This is a genomic window from Methylibium sp., assembly GCF_013817345.1.
In the GTDB taxonomy this organism is placed as follows: domain Bacteria; phylum Pseudomonadota; class Gammaproteobacteria; order Burkholderiales; family Burkholderiaceae_C; genus Methylibium.
The window spans coordinates 13,897-37,305 of record NZ_JACDCW010000033.1; the positions used below are offsets into that span (position 1 = coordinate 13,897).

Sequence of the window (23,409 nt, forward strand, 5' to 3'; positions counted from 1 at the left end):
ATGAGCAAGGCTGACGCGACGGCGATCCACTGGACAAGACCACCGCGTGCCGATGCCGCTCGTAGGCGAGAACTCATTCGTAGCGCAAGCTGGTCTCTTGAACTGCCTGCGCGATAAGGACAATCGAGCGCAAGGTGAATCGACAGGCTCGCAAGTTGTCTTGCCCCTTGGTGTGGTTGAAGGCCGGTTCGTGACCGACGTCGACTTGCAGAAAGGCCCGCACGAAGTCCTTGGCCGCCACGCCGGAGCGGTGAGGCACCGTGCCGTCGCCTGCCTCCTCGGGCTCGCTGAGCGAATAGCTCTGGTGTTCACCGGTGGCCCATCCCGTGCCGCCTAGCGGTGCAGCGGCCGTACGCGTTGTGCCCAGTTCGATACCCCCGACGGGACGAGCACCGAGCACGTCCGCGGGACGATCGCCTCGCAGCCAGCCGCCGCCGTTGCCCGTCCAGGTGACTTTGCCGTAGGCGCGCTTGTCGTTGTCGCTCCCGAAGAACGCACAAGTGTTCGAGTGGTATTTCGATCGAATGCTCTCGTGAAAAGGTTTCACTTTTTCCTCGATCGTGTCTTCGAACGCCTGCCAATCCGAATCCGTCTGCGCCTGCCGCTTCTTCGGATCACGCTCCTCGTTGAGCGGATTCATCAACCGGTCTTCGCACATGCTCCACCACTTGCCGCGCACGGCGTAGATTTCGCTGTACGGGTCGCCGTCCTTCGGAAAGCTGTACTTGTGTTTGCCGTCCTTGATCTGGAGCCAGCCGTTGCCGTATTCGGCCGTGGGCAGCAGTTGCAGCGGCCCCGGCGCGCTCGACAGCACGGCGGTCATCTCGCCGGCATCGTCTCCCAAGACTGCCGCCGACGTTGCGCCGAGCACGCTGTACCAGGGCGTGAACTCGGTGCCGGCCTTGAAACGCCGGTAGACTGCGGCCGCCCCGAGCGTGGGCATGACGCCGTGCACGACGCCGAGGATCTTGTCCTTCATGCCCGCGAGTTCCGAACAGTAGCGCGCCACTAGGCCACCCATGGAGTGCGTCACGAGGATGACCTTCTCGCACTTCTTGCGGTCGCGCCGGTAGCGCGCAATCACGTCGTCGATGCGTTGCGCCAGCCGATTGGCAGAGTGGGCGTTGCTGTCGAGCCAGTTGTAGCCGCAGGCATGCACCGCGAACCGGTAGCGGTAGCTCAGGCCGACCGCCTCGTCCGACAACGCGGCTTCTCCGAGCATGGCGCCGAGGTTCTCATTCATCAGACGGACACGCTCGCCCGCTGCGGGGTTGTCGAAGTCGTTGAGTGCGTTTTCCAGCCAGACCAGGAACGCCGCGTAACTGATTGCACCGACCTCGCCCCAGCCACGCCGCTGCAGCTCCTCTTCGCCTTGCAGCGTACCCGTTGGAATGACGCCTCTGTCGTCGACCTCCATAGTGGCAGGCGTCAGCGTTTGCTTTCGACGCTGAGCGCCCCTCGCCAGCCAGGGAAGCATCGAAAGGTTCGAGTTCAATGTCCAGTCCACGCCAGCAGCGCGACCGATTCCTTTCAGATTGCTGCCCATCACTCCCGGCACGAAGATCACCGGAATGATCCGGTCCGGGATCATGTTCACCACCGCCACACTGGCGTCGGGCGCGGACATGATCGACTTCCATTGCGGATTGCCACGACGGTCGTACGCAGGCGTAATGAGGCGCTCGATGGTTTTCTCGGTCATCGCATCAGGCCTCGGGCATCAGTCGAAAACACAGCGCTTCGACGAACTGGCTTTTCTGCAGCCCCGTTTTGCCGTTCGCGTCGGTTACGCCACGGATGACCGAGCCGTCGCCGCGAACGATCTCGAAGGCGCGATTCTTCAGTGGCGAGCCGTCGTAAGGCCAGCGCAGTTCGTATTGCTCGTCCAACGGCGTTGCCTGCGGCCAAGCGTTCATTCCCTGGGCGTAGGTCTGCGGCCCCCCGAACGACTTCTGCCCCGCCCTCACCGTGATCTTCCCCGGGCACATCGCCGTGATGTTGCCGCCCTCGATCGTGATGCTGGCCCCGCCGGCGGTGCTCAGCACGATGCGCTTGGCCGCGGCCCAGTCGATGTGGCTCGTGGCCGACTGGAGCGTCACGTCGTCCTTCGCGGCAATCTGCAGCTTGTCGGCCTGCGCCTGCAGCTCGATGTCGCCCTGCCCGGCGATGAAGGTCAGGCCCGTGCCAGCCGCCTGCTCGCCCGCACCGACGGCCCCGCCCAGCATGCCGATGGCCTGGCCGCTGTGGATGCGGGCGGTGCCGCCGATGGCGAAGTGGCTGTCTCGTCCTGCGCCCAGCGCGATCGTCTCGCCCGCGGCCAGTTGCAGGTCCTGCCCGGCGGCGACGGCCAGCTCGGCCTTCGCGGTAATGGCGATCACCGGGTCGGTGGTGTGGGGCAGCCTGCCCGGTCCCGCTGCCGCGCCGGGAGCAGCGGTCTGCGTGTTCTTGCTGGCCGCATCCGCGGCGGCCTGCTCGGCGCTGGCGTCGCTCACCATGCCTTTGAGCGCCGTGTGCAGTGCCGCCAGCGGGGCTTGCGTGTCGCTGAGCGCGCTGTGCTTGGCCTTCGTGCTGCCGATATGCCCGGCCAACTTGACGGTCTGGTGCAGGTTGGCCGCCTCGCTCAGTGTCTTGCCCAGCGCCGCGAGCTGCCCGGCCAGCGCGATGCCCGCAGCGTTGTCGCCCGCCGGCTCGCCGGGACGAGTGCCGTAGCTGCTGATCAGCAGGCCTTGCTTGGCGCGCACCGCGCCGTAGGCATCCGTCCTGAGCTCGAAGCCCAGCCCCCGGAAGCTGCCCCGGTGGTTGTCGGCCTGGTGGATCAGGTGGCCCAGGTTGAGCTGGCTGGCGTGCTGGGTGCTGGCGAGCTGCACGCGCAGTTGGGCGTCGCTGTCGTCGAAGACGAGCTGGTTGTGGCCTGCCGCTCCTGTGCCGAACTCCTGCGTCTTCCAGCCCGACAGAGCCGCAGCGTTGCGCTGGCCGCCGGCCTCCAGGGCGGCGGGGCTGGCGCCGTGCCAGGGCGGGGCGTGGCCACCGGTGGTGTTGCCTTGCCCGGCGGGGCGGTGGTCGGCGGAGTGGCTGAAGACGGCGCTGGCGGCACTGGCGGCGCTGGTGTCTTTGTCGGCATGCACGTTGCCGCGGGCGCCATCGCCGGCGTTAGAGCGGCCCTGCGCAGCGCCGTGCGCGGCCTTGCCGCCCGGCGTGGCCGGCACACCGCCCTCGCCGCGCCCGTCGTACAGCGCGCCGATGACCAGCGGGCGCTCGATGTCGTTGTCCATGAAACCGACCAGCACCTGCTGGCCGATTCTGGGGATGAACTGGCAGCCCATGCCCGCGCCGGCCCAGCGCTGCATGACGCGCACCCAGGTGCTGGCTTCGCCCGGGGGCTGGAAGTCGTGGCGGATGCGGATGCGGCCCAGGCGGTCGGTGTGGATCTGCTCGGCGCCGCTGCCGTGGCTGCTGCCGTCGGCGCCGACGACGGTGGCGGTGAGCGGGCCTTGGGCAGTGGGTCGATTGTTCAGGCGCCGGCCGGCCTCGTCGGTGAGCGCGGGGCGCCAGGGCACGTGGGCGTCGAGGGCTTCGAAGCGGTTGCCATAGCCGGTGGCGGCGGCCTGGGCTCGGACCTCGGCACCGACCCAAGGAGCGAGCAGGTCGGCGGGCTCGGCGGGCTCGCTGAAGTCGCCGGCCCCGAAGCCACCCGCAGCGAAGCTGTCGTCGTCGAAGCCGTGCGCGTCGAAGCGGGGGGCGTGCGGCACGCCGGCGATGCGCTGGCCGATGTCCTTGGGCAAATTGTTGATGCCGGCGTGGATCACCGCGGTGAGCAGGAAGCGGCGCTCGGGCTCGTTCTGGCCGAGCGAGGCCAAGGTATCCAGGGGGCTGCCGGTGAGCTCGAAGCTGGTGCCGGCGGTGAAGCTGCGCACGGTGGCGCAGCCCAGCCAGGTCTTGTTGCGGGCTTCGATGGCTTCCTGGCTCAGGGTGGCGGCGCACTGGGCCTGCACGGGGGTGGCGAAGGCGTAGGCGCGGGCGGGCTCATAAGCCTCCAGTCGCGGGGCGTTCGGTCCGCCGATCAGTTGGTTCGTGGGCACGCTGGCGGCGACTACGCGCTTGGCCCAATAGTCCCAGCTGAGCACGGTGATCTCGGCAGCCTGCAGCACGCGGGCGCTGCCGAAGGCCTGCACGGCATCGCTGTGTTCCTGGCTGCTGGCGCGGTGGAAGCGGATGCCCCCGCCTTGCTCGCTGCTGCGGTCTGCGGGGCAGCTGGCCGCGCCGGGGCTGTCGGCGAAGAAGACGATGCGGCCGAAGGAGTCGGCTTCGCTCGCCGGGGTGGATCGGGCGGATCGGGCGGATCGGGCGGGTGGGCCGGCCGGGTTCGCTGGGGCGGCCGAGCCGGCTTGTGCTGCGCCGGTTTCCTCCATGCGCCAGCCGATGCCTTCCTCGGCGAGCAGCCGGGTGAGGAAGGCGAGATCGGTCTCGCGGTACTGCACGGTGTAGCTGCGCACTTGACCGGTGCCGACGAAGGGGCTGCGGGCGAGGTGCGCCGTCACGTCATCGGTCCAGCGCCAGCGGGCGTGGGCGGAGTAGCGGGCGAACACGCTCTCGACGATCTGCACGAGGCTTTGCTCTTGCCAGACTTGGCTGCGCCGGGTGTGCCCGAGCAAGGCGATCCAGGGACGCACGGTGAGGCGCCAGCGGGCGAAGCCGCCGTCGGCGTCTCCAGCGCGGGCCGCGAACACCAGGCCGCTGCGCGGGTGCAGGCTGCCGTCGGCGAGCACGGTGTGCAGCGTGAGCCGCTGGCCGAGCAGGGCCTGGGTGTCCAGGCCGGCGTCGGTGTCCAGGGCGACGAGCTCCATCGTCCACGGTGCGTCGAGCTGTTCCTTCAGGCTCCAGGCCTGGACCAGCAACTTGGAGAGTGCGCCTTCGCCCTGCAGGCGGTACAGGCGGGCGGCGTCGTCGAAATGCAGAGCGTTGAATGCAGGAGCGAAGGGCTGACGACTCATGAAAAATTCCTGTCGCGCCCACGGTCGGGCGCGGCATGGTATTCGGCTGCTAGTGCCTTGCGAGCGAAAAAAAGTGCTTCACCCCCAAGGGAAGGACGCCTACGAAAAGCGGGTCTTCCAAAGGAAAACCGGCTGTGGCCTCAGCCTTGCTTCGAGGGCTTCACGGCAGCTCTGTCGCCACGCACTGAACGCCCGAAAGACCGCCTCCCGCAGCGGTGAACGCCTGACAGACGACGGCCCCGCCGGAAGCCGCTTTGTGAACCACACCACGCTGGTGCTGCCGGCGGCAGCCGCGCCGATCGGCATGTAGCTTGGAGTCCCCTGGATCTGCGAATTGGCATCAAGGCAAGCCAGGCGCCTAACCGCAGCGGCGCAGAGTCGCGCCGTCCGTCGCGACGATGGCCGCTTCCGCCATGCTGCCGGGCTTCATGAGCAGGCCTTGGTGGCGCAGGAAATTGTCGATCTCGCTGAGCAGGGTGCGCAGGAGCGATTGGCTCTCGAGGAGGCGCCTGAATTCGAGCATCGTGCTGGCGCACGGAACGCTCTGTGTATTGAAGTCGATGTCTACAAAGCGGCGCAGCGCGCCGGAGTCGTGCAGCGCGTCTTCCAGGGCGTCGTCGGCGAGGGCATACCACCGCTGCACGAAGTGCAGCCGCAGCATGCAGGGCAGGTCGACCGACGGGCGGCTGCGCACCCCTTCGCGCTCGCGCGGCCAATGCGGCTCGGCGGCCTGCGTCAGCCGGTCCCAGGGCACGACCTGCTCCATGACCGCCAGGAAACGCTCTCGCCGAGTGACCTTCTTTTTCGCCCAACGCTCTACCCCGACCGTGACCAATTGCTTCATCGCATCGCTCCTGCAAGAGGGGCCGAAGTGTCGCCCGGGCGACGGTGCCGGGCTATGAGGGCTCCCCACACTCGGCGCCCCTTGAAAACCGGCCGACCGCACAGTAGCGCGGCGCCGCTTCGGCGCCTCTCGAAACGACGCAAGCGCTTGTGCGCTCGAGGGCAGAGCCTTAGACCGGAACCAGGAAATCGCGGCTGATGCCGACGCCGACATCGCCGACGCGATCGAGGAACTGGGTGAGAAAGGCATGCAACCCCGTCGCCAGGATTTCGTCGATGCGCCCGAAGCTCAGGTCGGCGCGCAGGCGCCCGGCGCGGCGCAGCGTATCCGTGCTCTGCTCGTTGGCCACGCATTGCAGGTTGCTGACCACTTCGTTCATGCAGGCGGCCAGAGATCGCGGCATGTCGGCGCGAAGGATCAGCAGCTCGGCCACCTTCTCCGGCAGGATCACGTTGCGGTAGACCTTGCGATAAACCTCGAAGCCGGAAACGGAACGCAGGATCGCGCTCCAGTGATAGAAATCCGCCGCGGCCGGCTCGCTGCCATCTTCGCGCACGCCGAAAAACTCGCCCTGCGCCGAATGAAAGCGCACGTCGAGCAGCCGCGCGGTGTTGTCGGCACGTTCGAGGAAAGTGCCGATGCGCAGGAAGTGAAAGCTCTCGTCCTGCAGCATGGTGCCCAAGGTGACCCCGCGCGAGAGGTGCGAGCGAAACTTGACCCACTCGAAGAGCTCGGACGGGTCGCTGGCCAAGGTACCGCCGGCAATCAGGCGCTTGAATTCAAGCCAGGTCGTGTTGGCCGTTTCCCAGACTTCGGTGGTCAGCGTGCCGCGCACCGCGCGGGCGTTCTCGCGCGCTGCGCTCAGGCAGGAATGAATGCTCGAGGGGTTGCCGGCATCGCGCACCATGAAGTCCATCACCTCGCGCGCGGCGACCTTGTCGAAGCGGCGGTGGTAGTCATGCGTCAGCTCCGAGATGCTGAGCAGGCCGCGCCAGCCCTGCTCCGAGGAGGTGGGCGCTTGGGGTAGCAACGACATCTGGTAGTTGACGTCGAGCATGCGCGCGGTGTTCTCGGCCCGCTCGGTGTAGCGGGCCATCCAGAACAGGTGATCTGCAGTGCGCGACAGCATGTTCGATTCCTCAGGCTTCCAGCACCCAGGTGTCTTTGGTTCCGCCGCCCTGCGACGAATTGACCACCAGCGATCCATCCTCGAGCGCCACGCGCGTCAGGCCGCCCGGCACCATCTGCACGCTCCGCCCGGAGAGCACGAAGGGCCGCAGGTCGATGTGGCGCGGCGCGACGCCACTGCCCACATAGGTCGGGCAGGTCGAAAGCGCCAGCGTCGGCTGCGCGATGTAGTTGGCCGGATTGGCGAGAAGCCGTTCGCGAAATGCCGCGATCTCGGCACTGCTCGCCGCCGGGCCGACCAGCATGCCGTAGCCGCCGGCACCATGCACTTCCTTGACGACCAGCTCACCGAGGTGCGCGAGCACGTATTTCAGGTCCTCGTCGCGGCGGCACAGGTGCGTAGGCACGTTCTCCAGGATCGGCTTTTCGCCGAGGTAGAACTCGATCATCTTCGGCACGTACGGGTAGATCGACTTGTCGTCGGCCACGCCGGTGCCGATGGCGTTCGCCAGGGTCACGTTGCCGGCGCGGTAGACACCGAGCAGGCCCGCGCAGCCGAGAGTGGTGTCGGGCCGCAAAGCCAGCGGGTCGAGAAAGTCGTCGTCGATGCGGCGGTAGATCACGTCGACGCGCCGCGGGCCCTGCGTGGTGCGCATGTAGAGGTGGTGATCGCGCACGAACAGGTCCTGCCCTTCGACCAGCTCGATGCCCATCTGCTGGGCGAGGAAGGCGTGCTCGAAGTAGGCGCTGTTGTACATGCCGGGCGTGAGCACCACCACGGTCGGCTCGGTCACGCCCGCCGGCGCCACCGAGCGCAAGGTGTCGAGCAGCAGGTCGGGATAGTGAGCCAACGGCGCAATTCGGTGGCCGCCGAACAGCTCCGGGAAGAGCCGCATCATCATCTTGCGGTTCTCGAGCATGTAGCTCACGCCGCTGGGCACACGCAGGTTGTCTTCGAGCACGTAGTAGCTGCCGCTGCCATCGGGCCGCGCGGCACGCACGATGTCGATGCCGGCGATGTGCGAGTACACGCCGCCGGGCACGTCGACGCCCATCATGTCGGCACGGAATTGCGCGTTGCCGAGCACCTGTTCGGCCGGCACGACGCCGGCGCGAAGGATTTCCTGACCGTGATACACGTCGTGCAGGAAGCGGTTGAGCGCCGCGACGCGCTGCCTGAGGCCGCGCTCCAGCTCATGCCACTCGTGCGCCGGGATGATGCGCGGGATGAGATCGAAGGGAATCAGCCGCTCGGTGCCGCCGCCGTCGGGCTGGGCGCCCTCTCCCTTGGCGCCATGCACCGCGAAGGTGATGCCGACGCGGCGAAAGATCATCTCCGCCTCGTCCCGGCGGCGCTGCATGACGGCGTGGGGTTGCTCCGCGAGCCAACGGTCGTAGCCGAGGTAGTGCTCGCGCACCTGCCGGCCTGCCGCATGCATCTCGTCGTACATCGTCATCGCTGCGTCTCCCGCGCTTGGAGCATTTAGCAGGGATTGTGCCAAGCGGGTGCGCAAGGGCGCTACAACCGGCTGGGCGCGCTGCCCGCCCGCTGAGCCCCCTGCGCCGGTGCTCGACCTACGCAGCGGGCTCAGCGGGCGGCAGGATCGCGGCAGGCGTGCAACAAGGTCACGCCACCGTCGGACGGCAGCCAAGCCGCCAGCGGCCGGCAGCCGGCGGCGGCGCACCAGTCGTAGTCGGGCGTGAAGGCCGAGCGCGTCAGGCGCAGCGGCGCAAGCGGCTGTCCCGCCTGGTACTCGTACCACCCGTCGCGCAGGACAGCGTCGGGGGGCGGCTCCATGCCGGCGCCGGAGCCACGCACCCGTGCGCTCGAGGCCCGCAGCCGCGGCGTGCCCGCATCCAGATCGACGGTGTAGTCCTCTTCCCAGCGCGTCTTCTCGATCGAGTGGGTCCAGGCCAGCGTAAAGCGCTGGGCCGGAACGAACACCACTTCGGCCGGGGCGGATAGCAGTGCCAGGCACACACCGAGAACGCTCATCCGCGCGTCCCCGGTACCGGGACTTGCCTGGCCCGGTAGCGCGCGTCGCTCACGTCGCCACGCGCTGGTTGACCGCGGCGCGATTGCGCCACAAATGCCACCCCACCAACAGCGCCGCAGCGCCCAGGCCGATCTCGTCGGTCAGCGGCAGCGCCACCACGAGGAACGAGGCCGCCACCACCGCGAACACCCGTTCGGCCCAGTTCATCGGACCGACCATGAAGCCGATCGCGCCGGCACCCCAAAGGCCGATCGCCACCAGGGCCTTGAACACCACGTAAACCGTGGCCAGCCAGTCGCCGCCGAGCATCATCAATGCCGGCGAATACACCGCCATGTACGGCACGATGAAGCCGGCGATCGCCACGCGCAGCGCCTGCATGCTGATCTTCAGCCCGGTCTCCTTGGCGATCGGCGAGGCCGCGAAGGCCGCCAGCGCCACCGGCGGCGTGAGGTCGGCCATGATGCCGAAGTAGAAGACGAACATGTGCGAGACGATCAACGGCACGCCCAGCTCCAGCAGCACCGGCGCGGCCAGCGAGCTGGTGATGATGTAGTTGGGAATGGTCGGGATGCCCATGCCGAGCACCAGACACACGAACATCGTCAGCAACAGCGCGAGGAAGAGGCTCTTCTCGCCGATGAGGATGATGTGCCCGCCCAGTTCGGCGGCCACCCCGGTGAGGTTGATCACGCCGATGATCACACCCACCAGCGCGCAGGCGATGGCCACCGGCAGCGCGTGGCGCGCGCCGTCGGCCAGCGCCTGCACGGCCAGCCGTAAGGCGCCGCTGCCGGTGCGGCGCAGGAGCAGCAGCACGATCAGCACCGACGTGATGACGAAGAACGCCATCACACCGAACTCCAGGAAGCCGGCGCAGGCGATGCCCAGCAACACCCAGAACAGCACCCGCAGCGCCATCGGGTTGACGCCGCTGAGCAGCGCCGCCCCGAAGATGAGCACGACCGTCAGCGCCAGGCCGATGGTTCCCGAGAACAGCGGCGTGTAGCCCGAGAACAGCAGCGCCACCAGGCCGATCAGCGGCAGGAGCAGATACCACCGCTCCTTGATCGCTGTCCACGGATTTGGGCAGTCTTCCTTGGCCAGGCCGAGCAGCCCTTTGCGGCCGGCCTCCAGGTGCACCATCCAGAACGCGGTGCAAAAGTACAGCAAAGCCGGAATGAGGGCCGCCTTGCAGATCTCGATGTAGGGCACATTGATCGTCTCGGCCATGATGAAGGCCACGGCGCCCATCACCGGCGGCATGATCTGCCCGCCCATGCTGGCAGTCGCCTCCACGCCGCCCGCGAACGCCGGCGAGTAGCCGAAACGCTTCATCAGCGGAATCGTGAACTGACCGGTGGTCACCACGTTGGCCACGCCCGAACCGTTGATGGTGCCCATCAGGCCCGAGGTGATGACCGACACCTTGGCCGGCCCGCCCCGCGTGTGGCCCACCGTGCCCATCGCGAAATCGTTGAACAGGCGGATCATTCCCGCCTGCTCCAGGAAGGCGCCGAACAGGATGAACAGGAAGATGTAGGTCGAGGAGACGTAGGTCGGCACGCCGTAGATGCCCTCGGTGCCGAAACCCATCGTGCCGATGACCTGGTCCCAGCCGTAACCGCGGTGCGCCAGCGTTCCCGGCAGGTACTCGCCGAACAAGGCGTAGGCGAGGAAGGTCGCACAGATCGCCGGCAGTGCCCAGCCCATCACGCGCCGTGCGGCTTCGAACACCAGCGCCAGCGTGATGACGCCGACGACGGCGTCCGCCGGAATCAGCTCGCCCGCACGAGCCGTCAGATCCGCCTCGAACACCCAGTGATAAAAGCTCAGCGCGAACCCGGTGAGCCCGAGCAGCCAGCCCAGCGGCACGAGGCGGCGCTGGCCGAGCCGCGGCGGGAACAGCGCGAACACCATGAGCAGCACGAAGCCGACATGGATGGCGCGCACCACCTGGCTGGAGATCGGGCTGAAGGCCGCGGTGATGATCTGGAAGCTGGAAAACGCGATCGCGATCCAGAACACGGCGCGAGGCAGGGCAGCGTCAGGAGCGGCGGTGGTGGCGGCTGAGGCGGCGGCGGGTGATTGGTTCATCAGCGTAGGTCATGAAAAAGGCGGCCCGAATCGTGTCGAGGCCGCCGGGGCTGCGAGCTATCAGCGGGCCGGTCGGCCCGTGCAGCGGCTTACTTGATGATGCCGACCTCGCGGTAGTAGCGCTCCGCGCCAGGATGCAGCGGCACCGGCGCGCCCTTCGCAGCGTTCTCGCGCTTGATCGCTTTCGCCGCGTTGTGAGCGGCGTACAGCGAGTCGAGGTTCTCGTACATCGCCTTCGTCATCTGATAAGCCAGGTCGTCGGAAACGCCGGTGTGGGTGACGAGAAAGTTGGCGATCACGGTGGTGGGAATATCTTCGGTCTGGCCGCCGTAGGTGTTGGCCGGGATCACGCCGGGCTGGTAGGCAGCATTGCCGATCTTGGCCACGATGTCTGCCGGCACCGGAATGACGACGATCTTGACGGACGTTGCGAGGTCGCGGATGGAGGCCACGCCCAAGCCGGCCGATTGCAAGGTGGCGTCGAGCTGGCGGTTCTTGATCAGTTCGACCGACTCGCCGAACGGCAGGTACTCGACCTTGGCCAGGTCGTCGTACGTCAGGCCTGCAGCGCGGAACACCGCGCGGGCGTTGAGCTCGGTACCCGAGCGTGCCGCGCCGACGGAGACGCGTTTGCCCTTCAAATCGGCCAGCGTGCGGATGCCCGAGTCGGCATTGGCGACGATCTGGATGTAGTTGTTGTAAGTGGCCGAGAGCGCCCGCAGCTTGGTCAGCGGCGTATTGAAGCCGGCATCGGCGTTGCCCTTGTAGGCGTCGGACAGTGCATCGGCCAGCGACAGCGCCAGCTCGCCGCGGCCGGCCTGCAGCAAATTCAGGTTTTCAGCCGAGGCCTTGGTGACCTGCGCCGTGGCGCGCACATCGGGGATGGCTTTCGCGTACACCTGCGAAAGCGCGACGCCGATCGGATAGTAGATACCGCTCTGGCCTCCCGTGAGCACGTTGATGAACTGCTGCTGGGCGGACACCGCCATGCTGGTCAAGGCGGCGGCACTGGCCACGACGGCGGCGATGCAATGGGTCAAACGCATGAGCGTCTCCTCTGAGGGTGAACGACGAAGCCCCGACTGTAGGCATACGGCGACTGCTGGCCCTACGTGATTACCTCACCCAGGCACCCCGCCTATCGGGCGTCCGATTCGGCCTGGGCACTCACTCGGCGTACGGCAGCGCGGCTGCCGCGCCCGCGACGCCCTCGCCCGGCCCGACCGGCAAGGCACTGGCGTCCGGATGGTGCCAGTAGCGGCGAACCGCATCGCGCCGGCAGCTTTCGCCCTGCGGCCCGTACGTCCAGGCGCCGCAACGCGCACTGGCGAGCACCGCAATGCCGCGGGCCTCGAAGCGTGCCAGCACGTCGGCTGCCGGATGATCGAAGCGGTTGCGGTAGCCGGCCTGCACCACCGCAAGGCGCGGCGACACGGCGTCGAGGAAGAGCGCACTCGACGAGGTCTTGCTCCCGTGGTGGGGGACCAGCAGCACCTCGCTCGAAAGCCGGCCGGCGTCGCGTGCGACCAGTTGCGCTTCATCGGCGCGCTCGATGTCGCCGCTGAGCAGCACGCTGCGCGCCGCACCGCCCCAGTGCCCACCGATGCGCAGCACGCAGCTCAGCGAGTTGGGCTTGGTCTTGCGCGACACGGCGGCGTCGAGCATCGGCCCGTCGGGGTGCAGCACCTCGAAGCTGACGCCGTCCCAGGCCCAGCGTTGGCCGGCCTCGCAGCGGCGAACGCTCGTGCCGTGCTCGCCGGCCAGGGCGAGCAGCGGATGGCCGGCTTCCAGCGAACTGGTCAGGGCCGTCACCGGCAATGCGCGCAGGAGTGCGGCAGCGCCGCCGACATGGTCGGTGTCGCGGTGGCTGAGCATGAGCAGGTCGAGACGGCGCTCGCCGAACGAGCGCAGCAAAGGCAGCAGCACGCGCTCGCCGGCATCGGACTCGATCGAGTAGCGCGGACCGGTATCGAACAGCAGGCTGTGCCGCGCGGTTCGCACCAACACTGCAGTGCCCTGTCCGACGTCGATCGCGGTCAGCTCGAAGGCCCGCTCGCCGGGCCGCGCCACGTGCGGTGCGAGCAGCGGCAGCACCAGCGGAAGAGCGAGCAAGCGAACGCGCCAGGGCAGCGGCAGCAGTCCCAGCGCACCGCCGAGCAGCCCGCAAGCCACCGCCCAGGGCGCCGCGGCGGCCACCGACCAGACCGCGCCGTCTGAAGCCGCCAGCACGCGCAGCAGCGCATCGAGCGCGTCGACGAGCGCGCCCGCCAAGGGCCACAGCGCCGGCAGCAGCACGCCCAGCAGCGCCAGTGGCGTGACCAGCAAGGTGACGAGCGGAATCGCCGCGAGATTGGCGGCGAAGCCGACCACCGAAAGCTGCTGGAAGAACACCAGGCTCAGCGGCGCCAGGCCGAGCGTGGCCACGGCCTGCGTCCGAACGCCGCCGGCCATCACGCGGCCGAGTTGCCGGCCAATGCCACTCCAGCGCGGCGCGCGCAGCCGGACCGCAGCGAAGCGGTCACGGCTTGCCCGCAGCGTTGGCGCCTGCGCTTCATGCCCCGACGGTCTCGCCGCGTAACTCTGCGCCGTCGATGCCATTACGCCCGCCGGCTCGAGCCCGCTGCTGGTCCGCACGAGGCCGCGAGCCTCGCCCGATGCGAGCAGCAGTCCGACCGCGACGAACGAAAGCCAGAAGCCCGGTTGCAGCAAGGCCCACGGGTCGATCAGGCTCACCACCGCCGCTGCGCTCGTCCATACCAGTGGCCAGCTCCAACGAAGGCCGGCCGCGCCGATCAAGGTGGTGGTGGCCAGCATGAGCACGGTGCGCTGCGCCGGCACGCCCCAGCCGGCGAGCACCGCATAAGCGAGCGCTGCGCCCAGGCCGATCCAGCGCCCTGCCGAAGGCGCCGGGCAGCGTAGCATCGCGCGCCGGCTGCGCCGCCACAGCCAGGTGCCCGCCAGGCCGGCGACCCAGGCAAACATGGTGACATGCAGGCCGCTGATCGACATGAGATGGGCTACGCCGGTGTCGCGGTAGAGCGCCCAGTCCTCGCGCTCGATCGCAGCCTGGTCGCCGATGGCCAGCGCCGCCAGCACGCCGGCGGTGGCGGGATCGCTCACGCGCTGGCCGATCGCGTCGCGCACACCCTGCCGCACTCGATCGACCGCATGCCCGGCACGCTCGGTCAGCAGTTCGTTGCGCGCGCCTTTCACGGTGCGCACGTAGCCGGTGGCGCGCACGCCGCGCTCGAACAGGTAGAGCTCGTAGTCGAAGCCGTGCGGATTGGCCAGCCCGTGCGGGCGCTTCAAGCGAAGCACCACTTGCCAGCGCTGGCCGGCGCGAAGCTCCGGCAGCTGCTCTGCGCCTCTCGCATACCAGCCGAGCGCCACGCGCGCCGGCAGGACAACGGCCCGCTCGTCCAGTTGCGCGGACTCGACTTCGAAGACGAAACGCCAGGCCTCAGGCGCACGCCGCGGCAAGCTTGCGACGGTGCCGATCACGGTGACATCGCGGCCCTCGAGTTCAGCGGCCAGCGCATCGCCGAGCCGCAGGCCGGCACGCAAGCCGGTCGCGGCAAAAGCGAGTACCGCAATGGCAAGCACCCCGAGCAGCCACGGCGCAGTGGCCCCGCGCGGCCGCAGGAGTCGACCGCTGCCCAACAACAGCAGCGCCAGCAAGAGCGCCGTGGCGTAGCCGACCGGCGCCCACAGCGCCGGCTGCTGCAACTGCAGCGCACTGCCGGCGACGAGTGCCAAGCCTGTCGCGATGAGCCTTGCACCGGGTGGCATGCCGCAGTCTAGAAACGGCTCGGCCAATGCGCCATCCCTCCGCGGTACGATGCCGCTCCCCCCGTTCAGGAGCCCCCATCATGACCATTGCACAACGCCTTGCCGAGCTCGGCATCGAGCTGCCGCCAGTGGCCGTTCCGGCTGCCGCTTACGTGCCTTTCGTTCAGAGCGGCAATCTGGTGTTCCTGTCCGGTCACATCGCCCGGCAGGCCGGCAAGCCGCTGGTCGGCCAGCTGGGCACCGACATGGCGACCGAGGCCGGCAAGGCCGCCGCGCGCGCGGTGGCGATCGACCTGCTGGGCACCCTGCAGGCCGCGGTGGGCGACCTCGAGCGCGTGCGACGCATCGTCAAGCTGCTCAGCCTCGTCAACAGCAGCGCCACGTACACCGAACACCACCTGGTCACCAACGGCGCCTCGGAGCTGATGGTGCAGGTGTTCGGCGCCGAGCGCGGCGCGCATGCTCGCAGCGCTTTCGGTGTGGCGCAGTTGCCGATGGGCGCTTGCGTAGAGATCGAGCTGATCGCCGAGGTGCAATGAAACCACGGGGCAGCGTCTTTCACCGCATGCCGCGCGGCGTGCTGGCGTTGATCGCGCTGGTCTGCCTGCTCGCGGTAAGCGGCGCGCTGGTCGCGCAGCACGCGTTCGACATGCTGCCCTGCCCGTGGTGCATTTTTCAGCGCGTGCTGTACCTCGCAATTGCAGTGGTCGCGCTGATCGGATGGGCCATAGCGGCGCGCACGGCAAGCCTGCTGAGCACCCTCGGCGTGCTGGCGCTTGCGCTCGGCGGCATCGCTTCAGCGGTGTTCCAGCACCAGGTGGCCGCCAAGGACGCGAGCTGCGCCTTCACGGTGGTCGATCGCTTTCTAAGTGCGACGGGATTGGAAACCGCACTGCCCTTCCTCTTTCAGGTCACCGCCACCTGCATGGAGGCTGCCAGCGCGCGCTTGCTCGGCCTGCCCTTCGAGGTGTGGAGCGGCGCGCTGTTCGCATTGATCGCGCTGACCGCGCTGCTCCTGCTGCGGGACCGCAAGCTGCGCTGATGCAGCGAGACGGGACAGGTTGCGAGGCTGAGACTGTCGCGTCAAACCCGCACCCGGTTCCCGGGTTCGAGGCATCGTCCTGCGCAAGGCCTAAGCTAGTCGCCGGCGCACCGCGCGCCGAAGGAGACGAGCATGACCCCCTGGCGTTTCTGGTTTCCCCACCCGTCCGACAACGGCACTGCCACGCCGAAAGCCGAATCGCGACGCGATGCGGCGCTGTGGTCGCCACAAGCCATCGCCGAGGCGCAACGCGCCGTCTGGCAACACACGGCCCATGCCACGGAGGACTGGTGGCGCTACTGGCGCTCGCTGTGGCCCAGCGTGCCCGTGCAGCCGCCGGCAGGCGTGGTGACGCCGCCGAAGCCAGCCAAAAGCGCCAAGCCCAGCGTCGCTCGACCGGAACAACCGGCACGGCGCCGCCGGGTCAGCGCACGGCCGGCCGAGCCGCCGGTTTCAACGTCAGCAGCGACCAAACCCGGCGTGACCTCGGCCAAGCGAGCAAGGCCGGTGGCTCGCGGCAAGTGACCTCGCCGCCGCCCGCGAACGGCTCGGCGGACGAAGCAAGCGCCCCGCCGTCATTCGCTTGCAAGGTGGCAACGCGGCTCAGGTGCGCAGCAGCAAGGTCGGCTTGAAGCCGATATCCGCCGGCTTGCCCTTGCGGGCGCGCGCGCCGCGATAAACCGTTAGCGCGGCGGCGCCCAGTGTTTCGTCCTTGGCCTTGCCACCGCGCCCGCTGCCGAGCACCCGCAGCGTCTTCTCGAATGCAGCCACGCTGACCAAGGCGTCCCTCGCTTCGAGATCGATCAAGGTGAGACCGCGGCCCCCCTTGGGCTGGAGCTTGATGTCATCCAGCGCAAAAACCAGCAGACGACCCGTCAAGCTCAGACAGGCCACTTGCGCCGCACCGTCGGCCCGGCTCGGCGGCAGCGGCTTGTCACCCTCGGCCAGACTCAGGAAGCTCTTGCCGCCGCGCTGGCGTGCGACCAGGTCGCTCACTTTCGCGAGCAGGCCGTAGCCGCCGGTGTTGGCGAGCAGCAGCGTGGCCTCGGCCGGGCCGGCGAAGTAGTGCAGCGGCTGGGTGCCGGTTTCCAGATCGATCATCGAGGTGATCGGCTGGCCGTCGCCGCGCGCGCCCGGCAAGCCCGCCACCGACACGCTGTACACGCGGCCCGCGCCGTTGGCCGCGGAGCCGAAGACGAGCAGCGCATCGGTGGTGCGGCACTCGAAGGTGCCGTAGAGCGAATCGCCCGCCTTAAAGGCGAAGCTGGCCATAGGGTGCCCGTGGCCCTGGCGCGCCCGCACCCAGCCCTTGGCGCTGATCACCACCGTGACCGGCTCGTCGATCACCCGCACCTCCGCCACCGCCCGCTTGTCGGCCTGAATAAGAGTGCGGCGCTCGTCGCCATGCTGTCTGGCATCGGCCTCGATCTCCTTGACCACCGTGCGCCGCAGTGCAGTCGGGCTGTTCAGGATGTCCTCGAGCTTGCCCTGCTCGACCCGCAAGTCCTTCAGCTCCTGCTCGATCTTGATCGCCTCCAGCCGCGCCAGTTGACGCAGGCGGATCTCGAGAATGTCTTCAGCTTGCCGTTCGCTCAGCCCGAAGCGCTTGACCAGCGCCGGCCTGGGCTCGTCGGCCGCACGAATGATGCGGATCACCTCGTCGATGTTGAGCAGCACGAGCTGCCGGCCTTCGAGGATGTGGATGCGGTCCAGCACCTTGCCGAGCCGGTGGCGCGTGCGGCGCTGCACCGTCGCCAGGCGAAAGCCGATCCACTCGGCCAGCATTTGCCGCAGGCTCTTTTGCGTGGGCCGGCCGTCGGCGCCCACCATCGTCAGGTTGATCGGCGCCGAAGTCTCCAGGCTGGTGTGTGCCAGCAACACGTTGATCAGCTCCTGCTGCTCCACCGTGCGGCTCTTGGGCTCGAACACGAGGCGCACCGCGGCCTCCTTGCCGGACTCGTCGCGCACCGCGTCGAGCACGGTGAGCACGGTCGTCTTGAGTTGCGCCTGCTCCGCAGAGACGGCCTTCTTGCCAGCCCGCACCTTCGGATTGGTGAGCTCCTCGATCTCTTCGAGCACCCTCTGCGTGCTCACGCCGGGAGGCAGTTCGGTGACCACCAGGTTCCACTGGCCGCGCGCAAGGTCCTCGATCTTCCAGCGCGCGCGCACCTTGAGCGAGCCGCGGCCCGTCCGGTAAGCCTCTCGGATATCGGACTCGCCACTGATGATCTGGCCGCCGCCCGGATAGTCGGGGCCGGGCAGCAGCGCACGCAACTCGTCTTCGGCCAGCTTCTCGTTCTTGAGGAGCGCGACCGCAGCGGCCGCCACCTCGCGCAGGTTGTGGCTCGGCACCTCGGTGGCCAGACCGACCGCGATGCCGCTGGCGCCGTTGAGCAGCACGAAAGGCAGGCGCGCCGGCAACTGGCGCGGCTCCTGCGTCGAGCCATCGTAGTTGGCGATGAAATCGACCGTGCCTTCGTCGATCTCGTCGAGCAGCAGCCGCGTGATGGGCGCGAGGCGCGCTTCGGTGTAGCGCATGGCCGCCGCGCCGTCGCCGTCGCGCGAGCCGAAGTTGCCCTGCCCGTCGATCAGCGGATAGCGCTGCGAAAAATCCTGCGCCATGCGCACCAGCGCGTCGTAGGCAGCGCTGTCGCCGTGCGGGTGGTAGCGCCCGAGCACGTCGCCGACCACGCGCGCGCTTTTCATCGCCTTGGGGCCGCCCGGCGTGGTGAAGGCCAGGCCCAGGCGCTCCATCGCATAGAGGATGCGGCGCTGCACGGGCTTTTGGCCGTCGCACACGTCGGGCAGCGCGCGGCCCTTGACGACGGAAAGGGCGTACTCGAGATAGGCGCGCTCGGCGTAGTCGGCCAGGGTGATGGCGTCGCCCGGATCAGGCAGCACGGGGGCAAACAGGTCGTTCATTCAGACAACGGTGACGAGATCGGAGTAGGCGGCCAGGGCGGCGTCGTGGGTCAGGAAGCGCAGCGGCTCACTCATCGCCTGCGAGACGAGCATGCGGTCGAACGGGTCGCGGTGCAGGGGGGGCAGTTGGCGATAGGCCACGGCGTGCGCCCAGGTCATGGGCAAAGGAAGGCACCCGGTCGCCAACAGTTGCGCTTCCATGCGGGGCATGTCGATCGGCAGCTTGCCGGCCGCCGCCTTGATGGCGGCCTCCCAGATCGAGACGCTGCTGACGTAAAGCTCGTCGGCGGCGCCGATCAGCTTGCGCGCCTGCGCACCCAGTTCACGGGCATCGCGCAGCATCCACAAGACGATGTGCGTGTCGAGCAGCAGCTTCAAGGCTCACGGCCTTCGAAAGCTGCGAGCAGGTCGTCTGGAAGCGGGTCGTCGAAGTCCGCGGTCTCCATGAACTCCCCCTTCATCAAGCCGAACTTGATCTGGCGTTTCGGCCCGGAATCGAGCGGCACCAGCTTGGCCATCGGCGTGCCCGACTTGGCGATCACCACGGTGTGCCCCTGACGCGCCTGCTCCACCAGTTCGGACAGTCGGGTCTTGGCTTCGTAAATGTTGACCTGCATGGCATGTCCTTCGTCGACAACACGGATTGACCAGAGTTGGTCATGCCGATTGTAGGTCGCGGCGTCGAAGCAGTCGCACTGAGTTCTGACAAGAGTTCGCCGGATCGTCGGCAGCTCGCTGGCCGACCCTGTCCGAAGTCCTAGGAAACTTCTCAGGCAGCGTCTTGCCCGGCCTGCTGCCGCTCGGCGTACTCGGCTTCGAGCATCGACATCACGATCAGCGAGTCGTAGCCCTGCACGCCGTTCTCGTCAGTGAGCACGCAGTCGCGCAGCCGCCCTTCCTCGACAAAGCCTTCGCTGTCGTACAGCGCCTTGGCCCGGACGTTGTTCGCCTTCACGTCGAGCCAAAAACGATGCGCATGCAGGTCGCGAAAGGCGATCTGCTCGAGCATGCGCAGGCACGCGCGACCCAGGCCTTGCCCCTGCACCTGGATCACCATGCGCTTGAGCTCGATCGAGCGATGCCGGCTGCGGCACCCCTGCAGGATCACGAAGCCGACCGCCTGCGTGCCGGTGCCCGCCTCGACGATGAAGTGCCGGAAGTCGGGAAACCGCACCGCGCCCTCGTGCTGCGTACGCTCCCATGGCGTAATAAAGGGCCGGCAGGCCGGGTCCTGCTCGACCGTGAGCACGAAGTCGAGGTCGAACAGCATGGTGGGGCGCAGGCGCAACTGCGTGGCGGCGGGTGCGGGATTCACACGTCCACCTCCACCTCGTCCCCATGCAGCTCCATCAACGCCCGCCGCGAGGCCGCTTCGCCCTTGCCCATCAGTTTGTTGAACGACCCCTCGGTTGCGAGGAAATCGAGCCGGCCCCATGACACCTGCAGCAAGCGGCGGGTCTCGGGGTTGAGCGTGGTGTCCCACAACTGCTCGGCGTTCATCTCGCCCAGGCCCTTGAAGCGGCTGATGGCCCAGGAGTTTTCGCGCGCTCCTTCCTTGCGCAGCTTGTCGAGGATGGCAGTGAGCTCGCCGTCGTCGAGCGCATAGAGCTTGGCGGCCGGCTTTTTGCCCCGCGCCGGCGTGTCGACGCGAAAGAGCGGCGGCTTGGCGATGAAGACGTTGCCCGCTTCGATGAGCTTGGGGAAATGGCGGAAGAACAGCGTCAGCAGCAGCACCTGGATGTGCGAGCCGTCGACGTCGGCATCGCTCAGGATGCAGACCTTGCCGTAGCGCAGGCCGGACAGATCGGGCGTGTCGTTCGCGCCGTGTGGATCGACGCCGATGGCCACCGCAATGTCGTGGATCTCGTTGTTGGCGAACAGCCGGTCGCGCTCGACCTCCCAGGAGTTGAGCACCTTGCCGCGCAGCGGCAGGATGGCCTGCGTTTCCTTGTCGCGGCCCATCTTGGCGCTGCCGCCGGCGGAATCGCCCTCGACCAGGAACAGCTCGTTCAAACTCAGGTCGCGGCTCTCGCAATCGGTGAGCTTGCCGGGCAGCACGGCCACGCCGGAGCCCTTGCGCTTTTCCACCTTCTGGCCCGCGCGCTGGCGCGCCTGGGCCTGGCGGATCACCAGCTCGGCCAGCTTCTTGCCTTCAGCCACGTGCTGGTTGAGCCCCAGCTCAAAGGCGGGGCGCACGTAGGTGGAGACGAGGCGCAGCGCATCGCGCGAGTTCAGGCGCTCCTTGGTCTGGCCCTGGAACTGCGGATCGAGCACCTTCGCGCTCAGCACGAAACTGGCGCGCGAGAACACGTCGTCGGGCATCAGCTTCACGCCCTTGGGCAACAGCGAATGCAGGTCGATGAAGCCCTTGATCGCGGTGAAGAGGCCGTCTTTCAAGCCCGATTCGTGCGTGCCGCCGGCGATGGTGGGAATCAGGTTGACGTAGCTTTCGCGCAGTGCGTTGCCTTCTTCGGTGAAGGCCACGCACCAGGCGGCACCCTCGCCTTCCGCGAAGTTCTCGGTCTCGGTTTCGCGGGCGTAATGCGCGCCCTCGAAGAGCGGGATCACCGGGTCGGCGTTCAGGCTTTGCAGCAGGTAGTCGCGCAGGCCGCCTTCATAGCGCCAGCTCTGCACTTCACCGGTTTTCTCGAAGGCAAGCGTCACCGTCACGCCCGGCATCAGCACGGCCTTGCTGCGCAGGAGGTGCACCAGTTCGGCCTTGGGCAGATCGACCGTGTCGAAGTACTTCGGGTCGGGCCAGGCCCGAACGCTGGTGCCCTGCCGGCGATCCGCGGCGCCGGCCTTGCGCGTGACGACCGCCTCCGTCACGTCGCCGCTGCCGAAAGCCAGCGTGGCGACCTTGCCTTCGCGAAACACCGTCACCTGCAGGCGCGTGGACAGCGCGTTGGTCACGCTCACACCAACGCCATGCAGTCCGCCCGAAAAGCTGTAAGCGCCGCCCGATCCCTTGTCGAACTTGCCGCCGGCATGCAAACGCGTGAACACGATCTCGACGACCGGCACTTGTTCTTCGGGATGCAGGCCGAAGGGAATGCCGCGGCCGTCGTCTTCCACACTCACCGAGCCGTCGGCATGCACCGTCACGGCGATTCGCTGACCGTGCCCCGCGAGCGCTTCGTCTGCCGCGTTATCGATCACCTCCTGCACGATGTGCAGCGGCGTCTCGGTGCGGGTGTACATGCCCGGACGCTGCTTGACGGGCTCCAGGCCCTTGAGCACCCGGATCGATTCTTCTGCGTACTTGCCTTGCTTTGCCATAGGCGGCGGATTGTAGGGAGCGCCCTACACTCGCGCGCCATGAACGACCTCGAGCGCTATTTCCACGCCAACACCGGCAATCTCATCCACAAGTGGCACCACTTCTTCGAGATCTACGAGCGCCACTTCGCCCGTTTTCGCGGCCAGCCGGTGCACATGCTGGAGATCGGCGTGTACCAGGGCGGCTCGCTGCAGATGTGGAAGGACTACTTCGGTCCACAGGCGCACATCTACGGCGTCGACATCAACCCGGCCTGCCGCGAGCTCGAGGAAGACCGCGTCAACATCTTCATCGGCGACCAGGAAGACCGTGCTTTTCTGCGATCGGTGGCTGATGCCATGCCGCGCATCGACATCGTGCTCGACGACGGCGGCCACATGATGAGCCAGTTGCGCTGCACCTTCGAGGAGTTGTATCCGCGGGTCGATCGGAACGGCGTGTACATGGCCGAAGACCTGCTCACGTGCTACCGGCGCGAGTTCGGCGGCGGCATGGGCGCCAGCGCGAGCTTCATCGAATACAGCAAGGGGCTCATCGACCAGTTGCACGCCTGGCACTCCCAGCAGCCGGCGCGCCTGGCGGTCAATGACTTCACCCGCAGCACTCATTCGCTGCACTTCTACGACAGCGTGCTGGCCATCGAGAAACGGCCGATCGAGCCGCCGGTGCACAGCAAGACCGGCACCGCGCGCCTGCCCGAGTACCGGCCGCCGCACGGCCCGGGCAGTCCATTGAAGCGCGCCCTGAGGAGCTTCGCCGGCCGTTGAGCGAGAACGGGAGGCTGGCGCAGCAGGCGGTCGCCGAGCCACTTCGCCAAGTGATCCCGGCGAAGCCGGGACTCGCCGTTCGATCGCTCACCGGGCAGGGCGTCTAGCCGGCAGGAACGGCGCCGCTTGGCTACAGTGCTCGCCATGAGCCAGCCCGTCGCGACCGCCAACCGACTGTCGATGACCCAGGTGCTGATCTGCGGTGCCGCCATCGTCACCTTGTCGATGGGCATCCGCCACGGCTTCGGCCTGTGGCTGCAGCCGGTCACCATGGACCGCGGCTGGTCGCGCGAAACCTTCGCCTTCGCGCTGGCGATCCAGAACCTGATGTGGGGCCTGACGGGCCCCTTCGCCGGCATGCTGGCCGATCGCTACGGCGCCTTCAAGGTGCTGCTGGCCGGCGCGCTGCTCTACGCCGGCGGGCTCGTGCTGATGGCGCTGGCCACTTCGGGCCTGGCCTTCACCGGCAGCGCCGGTTTGATGATCGGCATGGCCCAGGCGGGCACCACCTACGCCATCGTCTACGGCGTGATCGGCCGCAATGTGGCGCCA

Annotated in this window: 18 protein-coding genes and 1 pseudogene; 5 read left to right on the forward strand and 14 right to left on the reverse strand. The window is 67.9% G+C overall.

Annotated features, from left to right (window positions below):
* Positions 1-73: 73 nt before the first annotated feature.
* The 9 genes from H0W40_RS08425 to H0W40_RS08465 form a co-directional block, all read right to left on the reverse strand.
* Positions 74-1,702, reverse strand: a complete 1,629-nt coding sequence (locus H0W40_RS08425; protein ID WP_292445291.1) for a hypothetical protein — start codon at positions 1,700-1,702, stop codon at positions 74-76.
* A 4-nt stretch (positions 1,703-1,706) separates the two neighbouring features.
* Positions 1,707-4,991, reverse strand: coding sequence for a type VI secretion system Vgr family protein (locus H0W40_RS08430; protein WP_292445294.1), 3,285 nt, complete (start codon positions 4,989-4,991; stop codon positions 1,707-1,709).
* A 358-nt stretch (positions 4,992-5,349) separates the two neighbouring features.
* Positions 5,350-5,835, reverse strand: a complete 486-nt coding sequence (locus H0W40_RS08435) for a transposase (RefSeq protein ID WP_292445296.1) — start codon at positions 5,833-5,835, stop codon at positions 5,350-5,352.
* A 169-nt stretch (positions 5,836-6,004) separates the two neighbouring features.
* On the reverse strand, positions 6,005-6,964 hold the full coding sequence (locus H0W40_RS08440) for an alpha-E domain-containing protein (RefSeq protein ID WP_292445298.1): 960 nt from the start codon (positions 6,962-6,964) through the stop codon (positions 6,005-6,007).
* Between the two features lie 10 nt (positions 6,965-6,974).
* Positions 6,975-8,420 carry a circularly permuted type 2 ATP-grasp protein gene (locus H0W40_RS08445; RefSeq protein WP_292445301.1) on the reverse strand — a complete coding sequence of 482 codons (1,446 nt, stop codon included), beginning with the start codon at positions 8,418-8,420 and terminating at the stop codon, positions 6,975-6,977.
* A gap of 131 nt (positions 8,421-8,551) precedes the next feature.
* A complete protein-coding gene (locus tag H0W40_RS08450) occupies positions 8,552-8,959 on the reverse strand; it encodes a DUF1850 domain-containing protein (RefSeq protein WP_292445304.1) in 408 nt (135 codons plus the stop codon).
* 49 nt (positions 8,960-9,008) lie between these two features.
* Positions 9,009-11,057, reverse strand: a complete 2,049-nt coding sequence (locus H0W40_RS08455; RefSeq protein ID WP_292445305.1) for a TRAP transporter permease — start codon at positions 11,055-11,057, stop codon at positions 9,009-9,011.
* Between the two features lie 89 nt (positions 11,058-11,146).
* Positions 11,147-12,103, reverse strand: a complete 957-nt coding sequence (locus H0W40_RS08460) for a TAXI family TRAP transporter solute-binding subunit (protein WP_292445307.1) — start codon at positions 12,101-12,103, stop codon at positions 11,147-11,149.
* Positions 12,104-12,224: 121 nt separating this feature from the next.
* Positions 12,225-14,813, reverse strand: coding sequence for a DNA internalization-related competence protein ComEC/Rec2 (locus H0W40_RS08465; protein ID WP_292445310.1), 2,589 nt, complete (start codon positions 14,811-14,813; stop codon positions 12,225-12,227).
* 113 nt (positions 14,814-14,926) lie between these two features.
* Between H0W40_RS08465 and H0W40_RS08470 the strand changes: the two genes are divergently transcribed.
* The 3 genes from H0W40_RS08470 to H0W40_RS08480 all read left to right on the forward strand — a co-directional run bounded on the left by H0W40_RS08470 (position 14,927) and on the right by H0W40_RS08480 (position 16,413).
* On the forward strand, positions 14,927-15,385 hold the full coding sequence (locus H0W40_RS08470) for a RidA family protein (RefSeq protein ID WP_292445311.1): 459 nt from the start codon (positions 14,927-14,929) through the stop codon (positions 15,383-15,385).
* Positions 15,382-15,888: a disulfide bond formation protein B gene (locus H0W40_RS08475; protein ID WP_292445314.1), complete on the forward strand. Its 507-nt coding sequence runs from the start codon at positions 15,382-15,384 to the stop codon at positions 15,886-15,888. The genes H0W40_RS08470 and H0W40_RS08475 overlap by 4 nt, the downstream gene beginning before the upstream one ends.
* Positions 15,889-16,020: 132 nt before the next feature.
* Positions 16,021-16,413, forward strand: a complete 393-nt coding sequence (locus tag H0W40_RS08480) for a hypothetical protein (RefSeq protein ID WP_292445316.1) — start codon at positions 16,021-16,023, stop codon at positions 16,411-16,413.
* A gap of 78 nt (positions 16,414-16,491) precedes the next feature.
* Here H0W40_RS08480 and parC read toward each other — a convergent pair whose 3' ends face one another.
* The 5 genes from parC to H0W40_RS08505 all read right to left on the reverse strand — a co-directional run bounded on the left by parC (position 16,492) and on the right by H0W40_RS08505 (position 22,089).
* Entirely contained in the window at positions 16,492-18,810 is a 2,319-nt protein-coding gene (parC, locus tag H0W40_RS08485; protein ID WP_292445318.1) for a DNA topoisomerase IV subunit A, read from the reverse strand.
* On the reverse strand, positions 18,811-19,188 hold the full coding sequence (locus tag H0W40_RS08490; protein WP_292445319.1) for a type II toxin-antitoxin system VapC family toxin: 378 nt from the start codon (positions 19,186-19,188) through the stop codon (positions 18,811-18,813).
* Positions 19,185-19,427 (reverse strand): type II toxin-antitoxin system Phd/YefM family antitoxin, encoded by a 243-nt coding sequence (locus H0W40_RS08495; protein WP_292445321.1) that lies wholly within the window; start codon positions 19,425-19,427, stop codon positions 19,185-19,187. The genes H0W40_RS08490 and H0W40_RS08495 overlap by 4 nt, the downstream gene beginning before the upstream one ends.
* A gap of 152 nt (positions 19,428-19,579) precedes the next feature.
* Positions 19,580-20,125, reverse strand: a complete 546-nt coding sequence (locus H0W40_RS08500; protein ID WP_292445323.1) for an N-acetyltransferase — start codon at positions 20,123-20,125, stop codon at positions 19,580-19,582.
* Positions 20,122-22,089 carry a DNA topoisomerase IV subunit B gene (locus H0W40_RS08505; RefSeq protein WP_292445324.1) on the reverse strand — a complete coding sequence of 656 codons (1,968 nt, stop codon included), beginning with the start codon at positions 22,087-22,089 and terminating at the stop codon, positions 20,122-20,124. The genes H0W40_RS08500 and H0W40_RS08505 overlap by 4 nt, the downstream gene beginning before the upstream one ends.
* A gap of 39 nt (positions 22,090-22,128) precedes the next feature.
* Here H0W40_RS08505 and H0W40_RS08510 point away from each other — a divergent pair, with 39 nt between their 5' ends.
* Entirely contained in the window at positions 22,129-22,857 is a 729-nt protein-coding gene (locus tag H0W40_RS08510; protein ID WP_292445325.1) for a class I SAM-dependent methyltransferase, read from the forward strand.
* Positions 22,858-23,001: 144 nt separating this feature from the next.
* Positions 23,002-23,409, forward strand: a pseudogene (locus H0W40_RS08515) (MFS transporter); the annotation flags it as partial.

What these genes read in the sequence shown, in the direction of transcription:
- H0W40_RS08425 (WP_292445291.1), bottom strand. Translation starts at nt 1,702, where the DNA reads ATGACCGAGAAAACCATCGAGCGCCTCATTACGCCTGCGTACGACCGT.
- H0W40_RS08505 (WP_292445324.1), bottom strand. Translation starts at nt 22,089, where the DNA reads ATGGCAAAGCAAGGCAAGTACGCAGAAGAATCGATCCGGGTGCTCAAG.
- H0W40_RS08470 (WP_292445311.1), top strand. Translation starts at nt 14,927, where the DNA reads ATGACCATTGCACAACGCCTTGCCGAGCTCGGCATCGAGCTGCCGCCA.
- H0W40_RS08445 (WP_292445301.1), bottom strand. Translation starts at nt 8,420, where the DNA reads ATGACGATGTACGACGAGATGCATGCGGCAGGCCGGCAGGTGCGCGAG.
- H0W40_RS08475 (WP_292445314.1), top strand. Translation starts at nt 15,382, where the DNA reads ATGAAACCACGGGGCAGCGTCTTTCACCGCATGCCGCGCGGCGTGCTG.
- H0W40_RS08435 (WP_292445296.1), bottom strand. Translation starts at nt 5,835, where the DNA reads ATGAAGCAATTGGTCACGGTCGGGGTAGAGCGTTGGGCGAAAAAGAAG.
- H0W40_RS08495 (WP_292445321.1), bottom strand. Translation starts at nt 19,427, where the DNA reads ATGCAGGTCAACATTTACGAAGCCAAGACCCGACTGTCCGAACTGGTG.
- H0W40_RS08480 (WP_292445316.1), top strand. Translation starts at nt 16,021, where the DNA reads ATGACCCCCTGGCGTTTCTGGTTTCCCCACCCGTCCGACAACGGCACT.
- H0W40_RS08510 (WP_292445325.1), top strand. Translation starts at nt 22,129, where the DNA reads ATGAACGACCTCGAGCGCTATTTCCACGCCAACACCGGCAATCTCATC.
- H0W40_RS08455 (WP_292445305.1), bottom strand. Translation starts at nt 11,057, where the DNA reads ATGAACCAATCACCCGCCGCCGCCTCAGCCGCCACCACCGCCGCTCCT.
- H0W40_RS08460 (WP_292445307.1), bottom strand. Translation starts at nt 12,103, where the DNA reads ATGCGTTTGACCCATTGCATCGCCGCCGTCGTGGCCAGTGCCGCCGCC.
- parC (WP_292445318.1), bottom strand. Translation starts at nt 18,810, where the DNA reads ATGAACGACCTGTTTGCCCCCGTGCTGCCTGATCCGGGCGACGCCATC.
- H0W40_RS08430 (WP_292445294.1), bottom strand. Translation starts at nt 4,991, where the DNA reads ATGAGTCGTCAGCCCTTCGCTCCTGCATTCAACGCTCTGCATTTCGAC.
- H0W40_RS08440 (WP_292445298.1), bottom strand. Translation starts at nt 6,964, where the DNA reads ATGCTGTCGCGCACTGCAGATCACCTGTTCTGGATGGCCCGCTACACC.
- H0W40_RS08450 (WP_292445304.1), bottom strand. Translation starts at nt 8,959, where the DNA reads ATGAGCGTTCTCGGTGTGTGCCTGGCACTGCTATCCGCCCCGGCCGAA.